The sequence below is a fragment of the Paenibacillus tundrae genome (genome assembly GCF_036884255.1).
Lineage (GTDB): Bacteria > Bacillota > Bacilli > Paenibacillales > Paenibacillaceae > Paenibacillus.
This window is the reverse complement of record NZ_CP145605.1, coordinates 407573-423809: the sequence shown is the minus strand read 5'-3', so window position 1 is coordinate 423809 and position 16237 is coordinate 407573. Positions and strand designations below refer to the sequence as shown.

General features: G+C 46.2%; 14 protein-coding genes. 7 read left to right on the top strand and 7 right to left on the bottom strand.

What is annotated here, in order from left to right:
• Window positions 1–114 precede the first annotated feature (114 nt).
• Entirely contained in the window at window positions 115–1947 is a 1833-nt protein-coding gene (locus tag V6W81_RS01975; protein WP_145050103.1) for a bifunctional diguanylate cyclase/phosphohydrolase, read from the top strand.
• 195 nt (window positions 1948–2142) lie between these two features.
• Here the strand turns inward: V6W81_RS01975 and V6W81_RS01970 are convergent, their stop codons facing one another.
• Window positions 2143–2316 (bottom strand): hypothetical protein, encoded by a 174-nt coding sequence (locus tag V6W81_RS01970; RefSeq protein ID WP_164848580.1) that lies wholly within the window; start codon window positions 2314–2316, stop codon window positions 2143–2145.
• A 288-nt stretch (window positions 2317–2604) separates the two neighbouring features.
• On the opposite strand from V6W81_RS01970, the gene V6W81_RS01965 reads away from it, so the two are divergent.
• From V6W81_RS01965 to V6W81_RS01950, 4 genes are all read left to right on the top strand, one after another.
• Entirely contained in the window at window positions 2605–3435 is an 831-nt protein-coding gene (locus tag V6W81_RS01965; RefSeq protein WP_338541378.1) for a sensor histidine kinase, read from the top strand.
• 1 nt (window position 3436) lies between these two features.
• Complete coding sequence (locus tag V6W81_RS01960) at window positions 3437–4093, top strand: response regulator (protein ID WP_145050099.1); 657 nt, start codon at window positions 3437–3439, stop codon at window positions 4091–4093.
• Window positions 4094–4502: 409 nt separating this feature from the next.
• Complete coding sequence (locus V6W81_RS01955; protein WP_338541377.1) at window positions 4503–6218, top strand: copper resistance CopC/CopD family protein; 1716 nt, start codon at window positions 4503–4505, stop codon at window positions 6216–6218.
• Window positions 6219–6534: 316 nt separating this feature from the next.
• A complete protein-coding gene (locus tag V6W81_RS01950) occupies window positions 6535–7329 on the top strand; it encodes a YcnI family copper-binding membrane protein (protein ID WP_338541376.1) in 795 nt (264 codons plus the stop codon).
• A 153-nt stretch (window positions 7330–7482) separates the two neighbouring features.
• Here V6W81_RS01950 and V6W81_RS01945 read toward each other — a convergent pair whose 3' ends face one another.
• The 4 genes from V6W81_RS01945 to V6W81_RS01930 all read right to left on the bottom strand — a co-directional run bounded on the left by V6W81_RS01945 (window position 7483) and on the right by V6W81_RS01930 (window position 11100).
• Window positions 7483–7755, bottom strand: a complete 273-nt coding sequence (locus tag V6W81_RS01945) for a hypothetical protein (protein WP_056703751.1) — start codon at window positions 7753–7755, stop codon at window positions 7483–7485.
• A gap of 51 nt (window positions 7756–7806) precedes the next feature.
• The gene (locus tag V6W81_RS01940; RefSeq protein WP_430701322.1) at window positions 7807–9075 is read right to left on the bottom strand and encodes a lipase family protein; all 1269 of its coding nucleotides are present in this window, start codon (window positions 9073–9075) and stop codon (window positions 7807–7809) included.
• Window positions 9076–9144: 69 nt separating this feature from the next.
• A complete protein-coding gene (locus V6W81_RS01935; RefSeq protein ID WP_338541374.1) occupies window positions 9145–9426 on the bottom strand; it encodes a hypothetical protein in 282 nt (93 codons plus the stop codon).
• Between the two features lie 417 nt (window positions 9427–9843).
• On the bottom strand, window positions 9844–11100 hold the full coding sequence (locus tag V6W81_RS01930; protein WP_145050091.1) for a DUF445 domain-containing protein: 1257 nt from the start codon (window positions 11098–11100) through the stop codon (window positions 9844–9846).
• Window positions 11101–11430: 330 nt separating this feature from the next.
• Between V6W81_RS01930 and V6W81_RS01925 the strand changes: the two genes are divergently transcribed.
• Complete coding sequence (locus V6W81_RS01925; protein WP_338541373.1) at window positions 11431–12258, top strand: aldo/keto reductase; 828 nt, start codon at window positions 11431–11433, stop codon at window positions 12256–12258.
• Window positions 12259–12390: 132 nt separating this feature from the next.
• Here the strand turns inward: V6W81_RS01925 and V6W81_RS01920 are convergent, their stop codons facing one another.
• Window positions 12391–12849 carry a cupin domain-containing protein gene (locus V6W81_RS01920; protein WP_056703735.1) on the bottom strand — a complete coding sequence of 153 codons (459 nt, stop codon included), beginning with the start codon at window positions 12847–12849 and terminating at the stop codon, window positions 12391–12393.
• 256 nt (window positions 12850–13105) lie between these two features.
• Between V6W81_RS01920 and V6W81_RS01915 the strand changes: the two genes are divergently transcribed.
• The gene (locus V6W81_RS01915) at window positions 13106–13957 is read left to right on the top strand and encodes a helix-turn-helix transcriptional regulator (protein WP_338541372.1); all 852 of its coding nucleotides are present in this window, start codon (window positions 13106–13108) and stop codon (window positions 13955–13957) included.
• 265 nt (window positions 13958–14222) lie between these two features.
• On the opposite strand, the gene V6W81_RS01910 is transcribed toward V6W81_RS01915, so the two are convergent.
• Window positions 14223–15836, bottom strand: coding sequence for a glycoside hydrolase family 28 protein (locus tag V6W81_RS01910; RefSeq protein ID WP_338541371.1), 1614 nt, complete (start codon window positions 15834–15836; stop codon window positions 14223–14225).
• Window positions 15837–16237: the final 401 nt, after the last annotated feature.

The window sequence follows — 16237 nt, the reverse complement described above, 5'->3', positions numbered from 1 at the left end:
ATCGATATAGTATAAGATGTTATTATTCTTTTACATCAAGAGCAGACTAAACCAGGACGTGCCTTAGAACTCCTTCAGTGAGATGTAAGACACGCCCTAACCAGGAGATTATTTATGAACTTTATTCGTAACCTTATCCATAAAGCAGACCGAAGCCTTTTATATGTAATTTTGCTGAGTTGCACAGGCATCGGTGTTTTCCTCTACATGAATAAGTGGTCTTATCTTAACTTGTCCACCGATGGATGGGTCATGGTGTATACCATGTTAGGTGCAGCGTTAATCCTTGATTATTTCACGTTTCAGATCCCGCCTAAGGGCAACCAACAATCGATGGACTCTTCTGTGTATCTTGCTTGTATCTTCATGTTTGGTGGAGCGTTCAGCCTATCGGTATTACTACCCGTTTCCCTGATCCTCTTGATTAAGGAGCGAAAGTTAACCTGGTGGAAGCATGTCGTCAATTTCAGTATATATACTTTAATGATCGCTGGAGCCTCCTTCGTATTCGAATGGACAGGTGGACAGCCCGGAGAGATCAATGGGTATAATTTATTGCCTTATTTTGCAGCACTCGCTGCCTACTTCATCATTAATACAATGACACTGGGACTGTTCTTCCACTTCTCCACGAAAGATGCATTACAACAAATGAAGCGTGCATTCGTGACCGAATCGCTCTTGGTTTATCTGTGTACGTTGATTCTAGCCCTTGTTCTGACAATTCTCGTTGTACACAACGGCGTACTGGGGCTAATTCTCTACCTGAGTCTGAGCATTCTGCTGTCCCACGCATTCAAGCAACTATTCGTGATGTATCAGAGCATTGAGGAGAAAGCCAATACGGATCAACGCACCAAGCTGTTTAATCACAGTTATTTTGAGACGATGCTAGAAAATGAACTGAGTGAAGCTCGTAGATTAGGAACTCCACTGTCGCTTGGGCTTATCGATATCGATGATTTCAAAAAGTATAATGACCGATTCGGTCATCTACAAGGCGATAGCCTGCTCGCTTTTTTCGGTGAATTTCTGATTCAACGGACGGAGAACACAGCTGTTACCGCTTTTCGATATGGTGGTGAAGAATTCACCTTGCTCATGCCAGGTATGGAGCTGGACGAGGCATATACGTTCATGAATAAGCTACGCAAACAGCTAAACGATACACCGTTTGAAGGTGTCGAGGTATTCCCTCATGGCTGCCTTTCGTTCTCTGCTGGTGTTGCTCCTTATCAGGTGGATATGTATAACAAGTCTCAGCTTGTGGATCAGGCGGATAAAGCACTCTATTATGCCAAAAAGCAAGGAAAAAACAATGTGCATCGCCATGGTATTAACGAAGGTATGGAGCATGAGATCGATCTCGTACAGGATGTACGTGATATTGAGCAGCAGCTTAATCTTTTCAGGTACAAGGATATCGATACTTTCAAGCATTCGAAGAGGGTGTACAAATACGCTCTGGACATGAGTGAAATACTGGAGCTGGACAATGCGGAGAAACGCCTGTTTGTGCTGGGAGCACTGATCCATGATATTGGTAAGCTTGAGATCCCGTGGTCTATTCTGAACAAGAAGGATACACTCACGTGTGAAGAATGGGAGACCATCAAGGGACATGTTACTTGGGGCAAAAAAATGGTCATGACGAACGAACGCTTCAATGATCTCATCCCTTATATTGAATTACATCATGAGCGGTATGATGGACAAGGATATCCTTACGGGTTAAAAGGAAAAGAGATCCCTCGATTATGCCGTATGCTCACGGTTATTGATTCATTTGACGCGATGACTACAGAGCGACCATATCAGAAAACGAAAAACTTACTTGAAGCGATCAATGAGCTACGTCGCTGCTCAGGCTCCCAATTCGATCCAGAGCTTGCGGAGTTATTCATCCGTTATGTTGAGAAACGCAACAAGCAGCAACCGCTGTTCTAGCATGTTTAGGACAAAAAGTATACTTGTCCTACAACGCCAAAGCGCTATCCCCGATCTAGTCGGAGATAGCGCCATTTTCATTTTCGTAGGGGATAAAATCTTACCTTAGCCTGCTCTATTCAATTGCAAGTGCAGACTCTACGGATCAAGTTACTGAACTTGAATCGTACCAAATTGTACGAGATTATACGGAAACTATTCCGTACGGGCGTTATTCAGCTCATGTGAAGTCTGATGCAGCTCTTTAATCATCTGCTGCAAAAACATGTTATCCTGGCGACTGATCCCGTGCTGATTGTCTTGAACGAGCATTTGGTGAATGTTCTTCTTGAGCAACTCACTGCGACGTTCCAATACCTCTTGATTCATGTTGATGCTTCCACTCCTTAACATGGTTTGTCATGAATTAACGTTCTATATTAAGTATAGAGGACCTTCGCCATTAGGGAAAATGGACACAGACCTGCTCACCCCTTCACATCCAGGCTCACATCGCTTGACAGTATTTCAACACATGTTGTTCTTAGATATCCTTCTATATCCTCCCACATCCACCCCAAAATCCTCTTAACCTTGAAGGCTATGGTCTTAAGACAAGCTTGCGTTATACTGTAGTCAGACGATGTTCTATTTATGACAAAGGAGTTAACTACGTTCATGTCCTATAAACAAATTAAATGGATGATCCTGCTGATTCCTACGGTCACCGTCGGGATCTGGGAATACATACGCCATCAGTTTCTCATGCCCTATCTTTCCATGGATGCAGGGAACTGGCTCACGCCTCTCATTGTCTATCTCGTCAGTGTGACCTTGCTCAGTCGGTTGTTCCTCATGCTCGAAAGTGCTAGAGCTGCTCTGGAGCAGGAGCGCGCCTCGAAGGCAGCACTGGAAGCACGAGATCAACTAGCTCGCGAGCTCCATGATGGAATTGCGCAATCTCTCTTTCTTCTATCCGTGAAGACAGACAAAGCAGAACGAAGTCTTGCAGGCAGCGGTCATGAACAAGACATTCAGGAGATTCGCAAAACGGTACATGAGGTCAACGCTTACGTTAGACAAGCCATTGCTCAGTTACGACATGTGCCTGTGCGAGATGCCGCTCCGGAAGGTATCGCTCTCCGAGGGCAGATTGAAACGCTCATTCGAGATACAGTGCCTACCGCTCAGATTACATGGGAGCTGGATGATTCCTTTTTCACACCAAAAGAACAAGTAGAGTTGATCGCATGCATCCGGGAGGCACTTATGAATGTGCGCAAACATGCTCAAGCTACTAAGGTTGAGATTCAAGCCACCGGAGATTCAAGGCAGTGGCATGTACAGATTCAGGATAACGGCAAAGGATTCCTTGGAGACCCGTTGCATCTTAAGGATCGATACGGTCTGCGCATTACGAAGGAACGTGCCGTTCAGATGGGCTGGTTCTTGACGCTGGATTCGGAGCCAGGGTGTACTCGGATGACGATTGGAAAGGAGCATATCTAACATGGAACATGTACGTGTGTTGGTTGTTGATGATCATGCCCATGCGCGTGAAGCAATCTGCAGTATTTTGGCGGAAGATACCACATTCGAAGTGATTGGCACGGCTTCGAATGGACAGGAAGCCTTGGCACTGACGGAGCAATGGATGCCTGATTTAATTCTCATGGATGTACAGATGCCTGATATGGATGGACTGGAAGCCACACGTCTGATTAAGATGCGCTTCCCTTATGTCATTATCGTTATGGTTACTGTATCGGATGATGTAACTTATCTATTCGAAGCACTTAAACAGGGGGCTCAAGGATATCTGCTGAAGAATCTATCTCCTTCTACTTGGCTTGAATATTTGCACGCCATCGTCTCCGATGATGCTCCACTGAGCAGGGAACTCGCCTATCGCATCCTTCAGGAATTCCCTGCCCCTCGTAGCGAAGATGTTCCGGATAACCCACTCACCGCAAGAGAACTTGAGATTCTTCAATGGGTATCTGCTGGTTACACGAATCGGGAGATTGCTGACCAGCTTGGGATTTCGGAACAGACTGTGAAGAACCATCTGAAGAACATCTTGCAGAAGCTTCAATTGGAGAATCGTGTTCAATTGACCCGTTATGCGTTAGAGAGCGGGATCGCTGGACGTAAACTTCGAAAATAAGTTGTAAACTACAATGACAGTGCATTCATGCTTTTGTCACAATTATACGGATTAAATCATTTTTTTATAGCCCTATGTAGTCATACGCCATCATTTTGGACAAAGTTATAATGGTATAGATTGTTGTCGAAGCAACAAAAGTGCGTGTTCAAAAAGAGCGGTTTTCAGTACCAAGAAGGTGGGATGAAGATAGAAATGGAGTAGCGGAGCGTAGGCAAAACTACGTGAGCAACTACATTGTTTCCGAAGGAAACAAACTTCGTAAGCCTCGACTTATTTCGGCTGAATCCCAGATTCGACGCTGAGATGCCACTCGCGCATCCTTCGTAATCAAAAGCGGACTTTTTGAACAACCTCTAAAAGAACTACCATAGGGACTACAATTCTATAACCTGAGGGTGATGATTTTTTGAGTTTAGTAAGCTTTACCCTGAAACGAAGCAAACGGCATTGGGCCATTGTTGTTGCCCTGATGTTGATCTGCTGTCTTGTTATGCCGCAATGGGCGTCTGCCCATGCCTATATTGTTAAGGCTTCTCCGGCAGAGAATGAGCTGTTAGTTACTGCTCCAGAGCTTCTGTCTTTGGAGTTTAACGAATCCTTGCAAACTGCCTTTTTTGATATCAAAATAACCGCGCCTGACGGGACAAGAGCGGATGACGGAAATGTACGGATTGATGCTACGCGACCACATATTATGGAGACAGGTCTCCAAAGTGGATTAGGTAATGGTACGTATGCCGTCAACTGGAAAGCCGTCTCTGCAGATGGTCACCCCATCCAGGGTGCCTATGTATTCCACATCGGAGAACCTTCCGGAGCACCTGCAGGACTGGCGGATCTTACTTCGGGTGCTGGTGAAAGCAATGGGCCGATTAAGTGGATTCTATCCCTAACAGATTGGGTTCAATACCTTGGTTTGTCTGTGATTCTTGGCACACTCGCCTTTCTACTGTTCCGCATCATGCCTACATCTATGGCAAGGGAACCGCTGGATGTTCCGGGAAGCCACAAGCTATTGTGGATTAGTTACGGCGCAGCTTCAGTGGCTGCATTGCTTAGCCTGCCACTAAGTACATTATACGAATCTGGTGTATCCCTAAGCGAGCTGAGCTGGGCACTGATCGGGAGTGCACTTAAGCTAACTTCGTTCGGCTTGATCTGGATCGTACAGATGCTCATCATCATGTTGCTAGCAGTCACCATTCTATCTGGCTATGATCGAGACCGATCCATGCGAGCTCGCATCTGGTCTTCGTACGGCTCCCTGCTGCTCGTGCTGGGCTGGTTGTTCACGCACGCAATGACGGGTCACCCTGCAGCTGCGGAGCAAAGGGCGCTTGCAATTACCATGGATTATGTACACTTGATTGGGGCTGCATTCTGGATCGGTGCCCTCACGGCCATGGCGATCTGCCTGCCGCCGCTGACGGATCAACTGCCTCGGAAACTACGAGGAGATGTCTACTGGACAGCTATTCGCCGCTTTACTGCTTGGGGCGTTGGTGCTGTTGCACTCTTGGTCGCTACGGGGATATATAGCAGCCTTATTATTCTACCGGCACCTATACTTACGTCGTTGTTCACTACAGGATATGGTCTTGTTCTGATTGCCAAAGTTGTATTGCTCATTGTCATGCTCGCCTTCGCTTGGCGTCATGCTCGACTCGCTCGTTCAGGTAGTGGCGATAGACTCGCCGGCAGTCTCAAAGCCGAACTTGCAGCAGGAGCAATTGTTCTTGCCCTGGCTGCTGTGTTAACTCACCTATCTCCTGGACAGCCTGCACCCGTTGGCCCATTCAACGAAGTTCAGACCACCGATGATGGCACAAGCATATCACTTCAGGTTAGCCCCAATGTGACAGGGGAGAATGTCTTCGAAGTTGGTGTTAAGCGTGCAGATGGCAGTATCGTTAATGATCTGGAGCAAGTTACCTTATCACTGACACACCTGGATATGGACATGGGTATTTACGAGATTACCATTCCGAAGAATGACACCGGCGTCTACAAGGCCGAGGATTATATCTCTATGCCAGGACGTTGGAATATTAAGGTGCATCTTCTTACACGCAGCCTGGATGCGCTGGATGCAGAGTTTGAAATCGACACCGCTAGTCCATAGTATATTAACGAAATCAAATTGATTCGTAGCTCAATCTTAAAATTAAGTTTGGGTGTAATGCAAAAAGTAGTGAAGGGTACGAAATTGATTCTGGAGAAGCGGAGCGCTCGCCTGAAAGCTTTCTGCAAGAAAGCTACATCGAAAGCATATGCCTATTCCCGGATTTTCACTTATAAAGTGGAATCCGAAAATCCGGGAATAACAGCGATCGTAAGAACGATTCGTACGCGGAACGGCCTCTTAGCATAACACCAACACTTATTTTTTGAAATGAGACTGAAGCATATATGATAAGAACTGAGAGGGGTAATTTATTTTGAAAAAAACATCATGGACTTCCAAACTTATATCTACTGTATCCGCAAGTGCTGCAGCACTTATGCTGTTCGCTGGATTCGCCAGCGCTCACGTTACTGTGAATCCTACGGTAGCTCAGACGAGTGCATGGCAGACGTACACGATTAAGATTCCATCCGAAAAGGAACTGCCAACAACCAAAATTACGCTGAAAGTTCCAGAGGGCGTAGCATTTAAACAATATCAGCCACTCGCAGGCTGGAAGATTACTACTGAGAAGAATGATTCCAATGAAGTCACTTCCATTACATGGGAAGTGGATGGAGATAACGAAGGGATTCTGGCGGGACAATTCCAACAGTTTAACTTCGTAGCTCAGAATCCACAAGCTGAAACTGAAGTAGCTTGGGACGCTTTCCAGTACTATAGCGACGGTAGCATCGTAGAATGGACGGGTGAACCGAGCGACAGCACGCCGCACAGCATCACAACCATCAGCGAAGACCCGGCAGCAGCAGGTAATGCCGCAGCAGGTGGAGATCACCACGGCAGTGCAGCTACAGGTAACGAGGGACACGATGATACGTCCACTGAAGCAGGTACTGGTGACGCTAATGCAGCCGACGACGCCAAAGCTGACGATGATACAACACTAGGGGATGCTCTGACAGATACAGTGACAGGTGAACCTAACAATACAGATACAGACCCAGGCACACTGAAGCTGCAACAGGCAACTTTGATTGTATCCATTCTCGCATTGATCATGTCTTTCCTGGGGATCGCTCTAGCAACACGCCGCAAAAAACGCTAATTTAGATTGATCACAAAGTCCGCTACAAATTAGCACGTTGCTCTCTGAGAGTAGCATGAATTGAGCGTAGCATAAGAAGATAAACGCAAAGGAACCGTTGGCTTGGAGATGTTCTCCACATGCCAACGGTTCCTTTCTTTATCATTGCACACCTTAGCGTTCCTGATCCGTCTGAATCATAATCTCGATATATTGAATCAAGGTCCTCTTCTGTTGTTCAATCGAATGAATACGTGAGGATAGACCTGCAAAGAACGCCTCAATCTGCTCTCGTGTATAGTCTGCCGATTGGCCTTTCCAATCGTTAAGACGAGCATATAACGCTCTCGCCTCTTGCTCGTCGGCTTGCAGACGGACAAGCAGTTGCGACAGTTCTTTTTCCGCAATTCGAAGGTCATTTAATTCCACCAGCAATTGTCCGCTCACTCATGTTCACCTCTCCTGTGTAAATTTCAAGGTTTGGCGGATTCGCCTGTCCTATTTAAAACTCACCTGAGTCTGATCCGCTTGCCGGAAGGCATCTGCCTTCTCATCAATAAAGTTCAGGAACTGGCTCGTATGCTTCATATGCCATGTGCTGAGCTCATTGATCGAAGCATCGAGCTGCGTAACAATCGGTTCAAGCCTACGACTACGGCTGGAATGCAGATACTGTGCCATTCGATGTCTGATCTGATTCAGCTCCGAATTGCACTGCTGCGCGTTCTGCTTCCAGCGGCTTGCTACGCTTTTTAGTTCTTCCGGCGTTACCTGAATCAATCCGGAAGCCGCCACCGCTCCTGCCATACCTTTGGCGAGACCACTTGCCTGAACACCTAAATTACGCATAAATCCGGCGAGATCGGTCAACACGTTGGAAGGCTGGCGCGGGGAGTAATTGATTTTTTCTCCAGTAACAGGATCATATAGATCGTTAGCAATATATCCGTTCCCATCGAATTTGTATCGATCAAGCTCGTGATAATTTTCTCCGCCAAACGTATTGTCGATCTTCTCCTTTATGTCTCCAAATCCAAATAAACTACCCTTATTCATGCCTTTATAGTTGGAATCGATATAGTACGTTGAACCAACATGGCGATCATATCCATCGAAGAAACCACTCGCCACAAAATCACCGGGATGAGCGTAGTTCGTAACCTGCCCATCAAAGCCACCCTCTTCAGCTTTACGTTTCATCTCTGGTGTGAGGCTGGAGATGACGGACGGTGCGCTAAAAGTGACCGCTTGTAATCCCGTGTAGGCAGCCGCATACTGGGCATTACCGCCTCCGAGTGAGTGTCCTGTTAATGAGAAATTCAGATCCTTATGCTTATTTTGCATATCCTTCGCATAATCTTCTGCTTCGTACATTTGATTGGGCTGAACAGTCAGATGTTTATCTACAAATTTATCAACATTGCCCTTGGCATTCTCTAAATAGGTTACTCCGGTAACATCCTTCACTTTCTGCACGGTTCCGGTTACCCAATCCGGTGTAAAGTCTGTCTTTTGCTCCAATTTTCTCCCGAGCTCTGGCAAACCTATCTGTGCATCAGCAAATAAGTCAGGCCCTTTGCGACCCCATCCAGCACTTCCCTCTGTACCGCGGTATGCAATAACCGCCTCACTTGTCTCGGGGTTATAGAAGGTTACCGCATCAAAGCCAGAATAACCGTTGCCATGTGTGTCCTCAAGAACCTTCCATCCAGGGAGTGTATCATATTCATCCCCAGCTTCTAGATCTTCATAAGCAAGCCTCGACATTTCTTTGTACGTTTCATCATCTATTTTACTCAACTACGCTCTCCTCCTAATTTAAGAAGTCGTTAACACTCACTTTTTGAACGGATCATAGCCTTTATCTAATAACAGCTTCTTAAACTCTTCACTCATTCCCATACTGGTTACTTCTTTTCTCTCGTAATTTACATACAGATTGAATCGTTGCTCTTCATGATCAACGACGTGGCCTTTGAGTGATATTTCAGCAACCGCTATGCTTGGAAGTTTCTTCTCGCTAGTGACGACAACATCAAGATCATATTTTTCCTTCATATGCTGGATAGCAATGCTTTCTGCTTCCTTTAACAATGCTTCGTCCTCATTTTTATTCATACTCTGACAACCTCCTAAAATAAATACAGATAGTATAATTAAACAAAATAAACATGCATATTTTTGCATTGGTTTCATACGGGTCACCTTCTTCGCATTGTTTTCATGTTTTACACACATCCTATGAAAAAGGAACATATCCTTGCGTCATAATGGCTTTTCTTCTGTTACCTGCATCATAGTACAAAATCAACATTAGCCACATCGGCTAGCAGAATCGTTTTTATGTAACTTTATTCCTAGATGATTCAAAGGTGCATCCCGGTGTATATTACCCCCTTTCCCGATACCTGCATCATATTTGCGTAAGGTAGTTTGATTATTTTTCCAGCGTACGACAAAAAGAGCCTGCTCTCGAATGAGCGGCTCTAGGACACTTTACTTACATCACTTATTTTAATCCGCTGTTTAGCTGTACTATTCCAGTACAATCCGTAGCGCGGTCAGTGCGATACCAATGATAAATCCTGTAACGGCTCCGTTAATTCGAATCCATTGCAGATCTTGCCCAACCTTATCTTCAATTAAGGCTACCAAAGATGCATTGTCCATTTTATCGACATTTTCGCGTACGAGATTCCCGATTTTGGAATGATTTTTCTCCAGCAGAGTCGTTACGCCTTCCACGATCTTCGCATTCAGGCTCGTCAGCAGCGCCTCATCTGCGCGCAGATCAGACAACACCCGCTCAATTGCAGGCAGCGCATACGTATCCACATATTGCCCATCTTCCATGCCAGTAAGTGCTTTGTCTCTCAGTTCAGTGAGCTTATTCAGCACCGTTTCTTCTGCATTCCAACCGTCCAACATACTATTCTTCCAATCATTTAGCCCTTGCTGCACACTCTCACTCATCGCTATGCGAACCGTCTGTGTCCGCACCAGATCAAGCACTTTGTAACGAAGCGCGCTGCCTTCCCGTTTCATGTCCTCTACACGGTCAAACAGATACCCTTGCAAAATACTACCGAGACGCTCTTCATTCAAGTAACCCATGAACGCATTCATCGCAAATTGCATCAATCCATTCAACTGAATACCGCTGACTGCTTTCATGCCTGCTTCACCCAAGAACATAATGGTTTCTGGCTTTACAAGCCATTCTTCCGCCTGCTTCAGTCCATAATCCAGTGCTTTAACGTCGTATCCCCGCTCGCTCATCTGAATGGATGCCCGCTCTAGAATCGGCCCAAGATCAAAATCACCCGCCTGCGACTTAATCTCACGCGCCACAAGTGGAGCAATCTGTTCCACTGGCAGTCCAGCAAGAATTCGTTTGCAGAGTGTATCAATCATCGTTTTGGCGCCATCCGTATGAAGCTCTTTAGCCAGTGTATCAAGTATCGTCTCCGCTGCTTTGTAGCCCGCGATCTTCTCCGTAATACTGTCTTTGTTGAGGAGATTATTCTCAACCGCAGAGACCAGCCCTTCGGTCATCTTATCTCTATTCTTCGGCAGCAATGCCGTGTGTGGAATCGGTATGCCTAGCGGATGACGGAATAGTGCCGTTACAGCGAACCAATCTGCGAGTCCACCCACCAATCCAGCCTCAAATGATCCAACCAGCATTTTACCAACTAGACTGCCCTGAAATGGCAACGATGCGGCAAATCCCGCCCCCATGATGACGAGTGACCATGCTGCTGCTTTTTTCGTTTGTTTAGGTTTAGCCATTGCACTTGCTCCTTTATGATTAATCACACCATTCCAGCCCCTGCGAGCCAGTCGTGTATCACATCTACATTATGTACGCACTGCTAAGCGAAATAGACCATTGCCTTTTCGTATACTTCATCTTATCACCCGAACGCACCAAATCCAAACCTCTACCGGGCAAAAAGCGTAAAATTTCACGATGAGTATAAGTGGATCGACATGTTCTAATGTCTTGTTCCCCACCAAAGTACAAGGCTATAATTATGAGGTACTCTATTGCTTGATAGGGTAATACATACAGAGAGCGAGTGGGTTTAGTCCATCTATCTTAAAGGAGGAATTCGGATCATGAAACATGTGCAAGATTCAACTACACTGTATAACGGTGTCAAAATGCCTTGGTTAGGTTTGGGTGTATTCAAGGTGAAGGATGGAGAAGAAGTTGTTGAAACAGTTAAAACGGCCATTCAGGCAGGGTACCGCAGCATCGATACTGCCAAAGGTTATAACAATGAATCTGGTGTTGCCCAAGGTATTCGTGAATCCGGAATTGCCCGCGAAGATCTGTTTATTACGACCAAAGTGTGGAATGGCGATCAAGGCTATGAGTCCACACTGGCCGCTTTTGAAGCAAGTATGGAACGACTTGAACTCGAAGTTCTCGATCTCTATCTCATCCACTGGCCTGTAAAAGGAAAGTACAAGGATACATGGAGAGCACTGGAGAAGCTACATCAAGAAGGACGCATCCGCGCCATTGGGGTGAGTAACTTCCAGATTCACCACCTTGAAGACCTGATGACGGATGCTAAGATCAAACCTGCGGTCAACCAAGTCGAGCTACACCCATTGCTGATCCAATCGGAACTAAGAGAGTACTGTGCCAAACACCAGATTCAGATCGAAGCCTGGTCACCACTGGGACAAGGCCATCTAGTAGAACACCCATTATTGCAAACGATTGCAGCCAAATACAACAAAACAGCTGCACAGGTGATTCTGCGTTGGGATCTGCAAAACAGCATCGTAACTATACCTAAATCCGTTACACCAGAGCGTATTCGCGAGAATGCCGATGTATACGATTTTGAATTAACAGCAGAAGATATCGAGCAGATCAACAGTCTGAACGAGAATAAACGCTTCGGTTCCGATCCAGATAACTTCAATTTTTAGAGCAAACAAATATGATACGCTAACACATGATATTAAAATCAAAATCCCGACCCTATGCATGACTGCATTGGAGTCGGGATTTATTATCTTTGGGTCAACGTATGCCCCTATTCAGCTTAAACTTTGTTTTACTTAGCCTTTGGATACCAGCTTAAAATCATCAAAGTGGAAACCTGGTGCTACAACGCACGTCACGAGTACGGGCTCATCGCCGAGCGGGCGAGCCGTCTGCCACACGCCGGCAGGAACAAGTACTTGTGGTGATTGTCCAGCAGCGAGATCCATACCGAGTACGAGAACCTCTTCGTTCTCTGGATTCTCTCCATTACCACCCAGCTTCAATTCAACCGGGCTACCGCTATGCCACAACCAAAGTTCATCAGATAACACCGTGTGCCACTCTGAAATTTCATGCTTGTGCAGCAAAAAGTACGTCGAGCTTGCCGAGAACCGGGGTCCCGAGTATGCTTCCGGCAATACGGATTGTGGGATCTGATAAGAAGCCTTCCATACTTCCTTATACCAACCGCCTTCAACGTGAGGCTGCATGTCCAGTGCTGCAACCAGAGGCGATAATTCATGTGTCGTCATATCCTATTTCCTTCCTTCCACATCTAATTGGAGGTACTCTTCATCTAGAGTTTTGCCTCGCTCTCCCTACTGTAAAACATCGTTAGCTTTTTGTCACCTTTAGGCTATATCACAGCCGCCCATTTTGATTATCTTCTCGTCTGACTCTATCTCTACAACATGCCACAGCCTTGGTTGATAGCGTTTACAATAAACTGGATTTTCCGTTATGATATACATATAACCGTTAACCGCCGAAGCAGAGAGGAGCCGTGTTATGAGTGTGATCGAAGATCGAATCGGACCCAAATATCGAATTGGAGATAATTCCTTTACCATAGAACATATGCGAAGACATGATGGGAACGCCATGCCACAGCCCCACGCTCACCCTTTTTACGAGCTATACTATCTGCTTGAAGGAGAACGTGTGTATTCCATGAACGGTCAACTGCTCAACGCGAGCAAAGGCGATCTAATCTTAATTAATCCACACGACGTACACATTACGTCTAAAGGAAGCATTCCTAGTTTTGAACGTATCCTCGTCGGATTCTCTCCCTCGTTCGCTACGGGAATGGAGCTTGGCATCTGCGGTCTGCTTCCGTTTGAACGATCACGATTACTGCATGTTCCCGAATCGGAACAGCCTGAGATACAGCGCTTGTTGGAACAGATGCTGCGCGAGTGTAAAGATCGTCGTCCGTATTATGAAATTGTTGTACGCAGCCTGCTCTCCCAGCTATTAATCAGCATTCATCGTGCACTAGAAATGACACGGCAAATGACACCTGAGCCAATCCACCCTATGCATGACAAAATTACCGAGATTGCCCGTTACGTGAACACTCATTATGACGAACCGCTTACGCTGGAGGAAGCCGCCGCTCGTTTCTATATAAGCCCATCCTATCTGAGTCGCATGTTCAGCCGGTTAACTGGTTTTCGATTTAGTGAGTATCTGCGCGTTGTCCGGGTTCGGGAAGCCCAACGTAGATTATTGTCCACACAGGAGCGTGTGCAGTTCATTGCGGAGAAGGTGGGGTTTGAGCATACGGCTCATTTTAACAAAACCTTTAAACAAGTCACTGGCACCACACCGCTTCGTTATCGCAAAGAGCATCGGTAAGTGAGGTTCACTTAGGAAACCTGTGCATTAACGAGCGAGAGATCTCTATATTCATTTAATGGTTCAAACATCAATCAGAAATAGACCGCATGATAACATGCGATCCATCTAATATCAATCCAGTTTGGAATACAGGACAGCCGAGTGGGTAGCCTTAATAATCTAACTACATTCTCCATCTAGGGATGCACCATTCATTCAGCCTTTCATCAGAGATCATTGCTACACCACTTCGGCTACTATCGAATCCCATTTTATAAGCTAATTATTGGCGAATTAACGCACCACTTCTTACATTTGGCCCAATGGAAATCTGTCTTCCCTCGGTATCGGCTACTTCTCCCCGGCAAACAATACCTGTCGTATCATGTCCTGTAATCCGCAAAAGTCGACCATCCGCGCCTATTCCTTCGATGCCTTCAAGCTCCGCCCCTTTGCACTGGTGAAGCTCAATCAGCGAGCCTTCAGCTACGGTGAGTTGCAGATCGGCGATCCGCACATGTTTGGCATGCGAGCATTGCACACCTTTTTGCGCAGACACACGGTATCCTTCTATCACTAATCCATCTAGCGGCATTTCCGGTAGCCCACTAACCAGTAATGCAGTGTCCGCCCCGGAGCAGACTACATCCTTAATTCGAATATCCCGGAACACTGGCGTCTCCTCAGTGACTTCATGTGCAATGTCACTTCCTCGTGCCGAACCTTCCTGATTCGCATAGAAAAATGAAAATGAGATCGCTTCCATAATAATGTCTTTCATATAGATTCGCTCAATTTCAATGTCCTCCACTACGCCGCCACGCCCACGCGCACTCTTGAAACGAAGCCCAATATCTGTTCCGATAAACGTACAGTCTGACACACGCACATGTCTCACGCCACCAGACATTTCACTGCCAATGACGAAGCCGCCATGACCGTGGTACACGGTACAACCCCGAATGGTAACATACTCCGATGGCAAACCTAGTTCGCGACCTTCGGCATCCTTGCCGGACTTCATGCAGATTGCATCATCCCCAACGTCGAAGACACTGTTCTCTACCAGAACATAACGGCAGGATTCGATGTCCAATCCATCCCCATTCTGAGAAAACCACGGATTTCGAACACTGACGTTTCGAATCGTCACATGCTCTGAAGCCCAAGGGTGCAGATTCCACGCCGGAGAATTCTGAAAGGTTGGCCCATCCAACAATACTCGTTTGCATCGACGCAAACTCACCATATTGGGCCGAAGAAAATCTCTAATCCCCTCGTAGGCTGATAGGTCACGCACTTGTTCTACATGCATCCGATTCGCAACTGCATTCCCCTCAAGCGCAGACTGAGATGGCCACCAGATCTCTTCCTCACCGCTTGTATGTTCAATGACTCCACCGGAAGCTGCTAGTGCTTTCCATTGTGATGCCGTCAGTTTAGAACGCTTGACCGGACGCCATGCCTCACCATTTCCGTCCCATACCCCTTCACCCGTAATGGCGATATCCTCTAACTGGTCTCCATCAATCGGAGATTGACAGCGGACAGCCTGCCACCCTTCAAAGGTCGATGCAATTAAAGGATATTGATCAAAGTCTCGACTAAAGGTAACTAGTGCCCCAGCCTGGACATGCAGCTCGATTCGACTACGTAAAATAATCGGCCCCGTGAGCCATACACCAGCAGGAATAACGATACGCCCCCCGCCTGCCTCAGAACAAGCCGCGATGGCAAGCCGGAACACCTCCGTATTGTCGGTCACACCATCTCCTACAGCCCCAAATTCGGTAATCAGAAAATCCTGAGCAGGAATGTTAGGTAAAGAAACGTCGTATGATACTTTATCAGACGTTAATTCATCACCAGCACGTATTGCGGAATTATATGTATTCATCGCGTAGTTATCATCCTTTCTGCTTCTTATTGGATTATATAAATTGAACAGACGGATATTTACACTTGCCACTCCGATGACAGAATAACCTTACGATCGCTGTTATCCCCAGATTTTTTTGATTCCCTATTCCCTAGAGAAAATCCGGTGATAGCTTATGCTTCCGATGTAGCTTTCTTGCAGAAAGCTTTCAGGCGAACGCTCTGCTTCTCCATGTTATTTCTGTCCTCTCCGTTCTCGTGTAAATGCTTCGTTCAATTTATATAGATTAGGCCTATGAAGTGTATTCTCGCTCCATCATATCAGCAGCAATGGGATCAAAGGTTGATCTTTTTTGCCAACTACTAATGGAACTTGATGTTATTTGTTCGGTTTCTGAATGGTCTAACAGAATATCTCTT

Excerpts from the sequence above, each read along its gene's own strand:
- V6W81_RS01975 (WP_145050103.1), top strand. The coding sequence starts at position 115 with ATGAACTTTATTCGTAACCTTATCCATAAAGCAGACCGAAGCCTTTTA.
- V6W81_RS01970 (WP_164848580.1), bottom strand. The coding sequence starts at position 2,316 with ATGAATCAAGAGGTATTGGAACGTCGCAGTGAGTTGCTCAAGAAGAAC.
- V6W81_RS01965 (WP_338541378.1), top strand. The coding sequence starts at position 2,605 with ATGTCCTATAAACAAATTAAATGGATGATCCTGCTGATTCCTACGGTC.
- V6W81_RS01960 (WP_145050099.1), top strand. The coding sequence starts at position 3,437 with ATGGAACATGTACGTGTGTTGGTTGTTGATGATCATGCCCATGCGCGT.
- V6W81_RS01940 (WP_430701322.1), bottom strand. The coding sequence starts at position 9,075 with ATGTCGAGGCTTGCTTATGAAGATCTAGAAGCTGGGGATGAATATGAT.
- V6W81_RS01935 (WP_338541374.1), bottom strand. The coding sequence starts at position 9,426 with ATGAATAAAAATGAGGACGAAGCATTGTTAAAGGAAGCAGAAAGCATT.
- V6W81_RS01930 (WP_145050091.1), bottom strand. The coding sequence starts at position 11,100 with ATGGCTAAACCTAAACAAACGAAAAAAGCAGCAGCATGGTCACTCGTC.
- V6W81_RS01925 (WP_338541373.1), top strand. The coding sequence starts at position 11,431 with ATGAAACATGTGCAAGATTCAACTACACTGTATAACGGTGTCAAAATG.
- V6W81_RS01920 (WP_056703735.1), bottom strand. The coding sequence starts at position 12,849 with ATGACGACACATGAATTATCGCCTCTGGTTGCAGCACTGGACATGCAG.
- V6W81_RS01915 (WP_338541372.1), top strand. The coding sequence starts at position 13,106 with ATGAGTGTGATCGAAGATCGAATCGGACCCAAATATCGAATTGGAGAT.
- V6W81_RS01910 (WP_338541371.1), bottom strand. The coding sequence starts at position 15,836 with ATGAATACATATAATTCCGCAATACGTGCTGGTGATGAATTAACGTCT.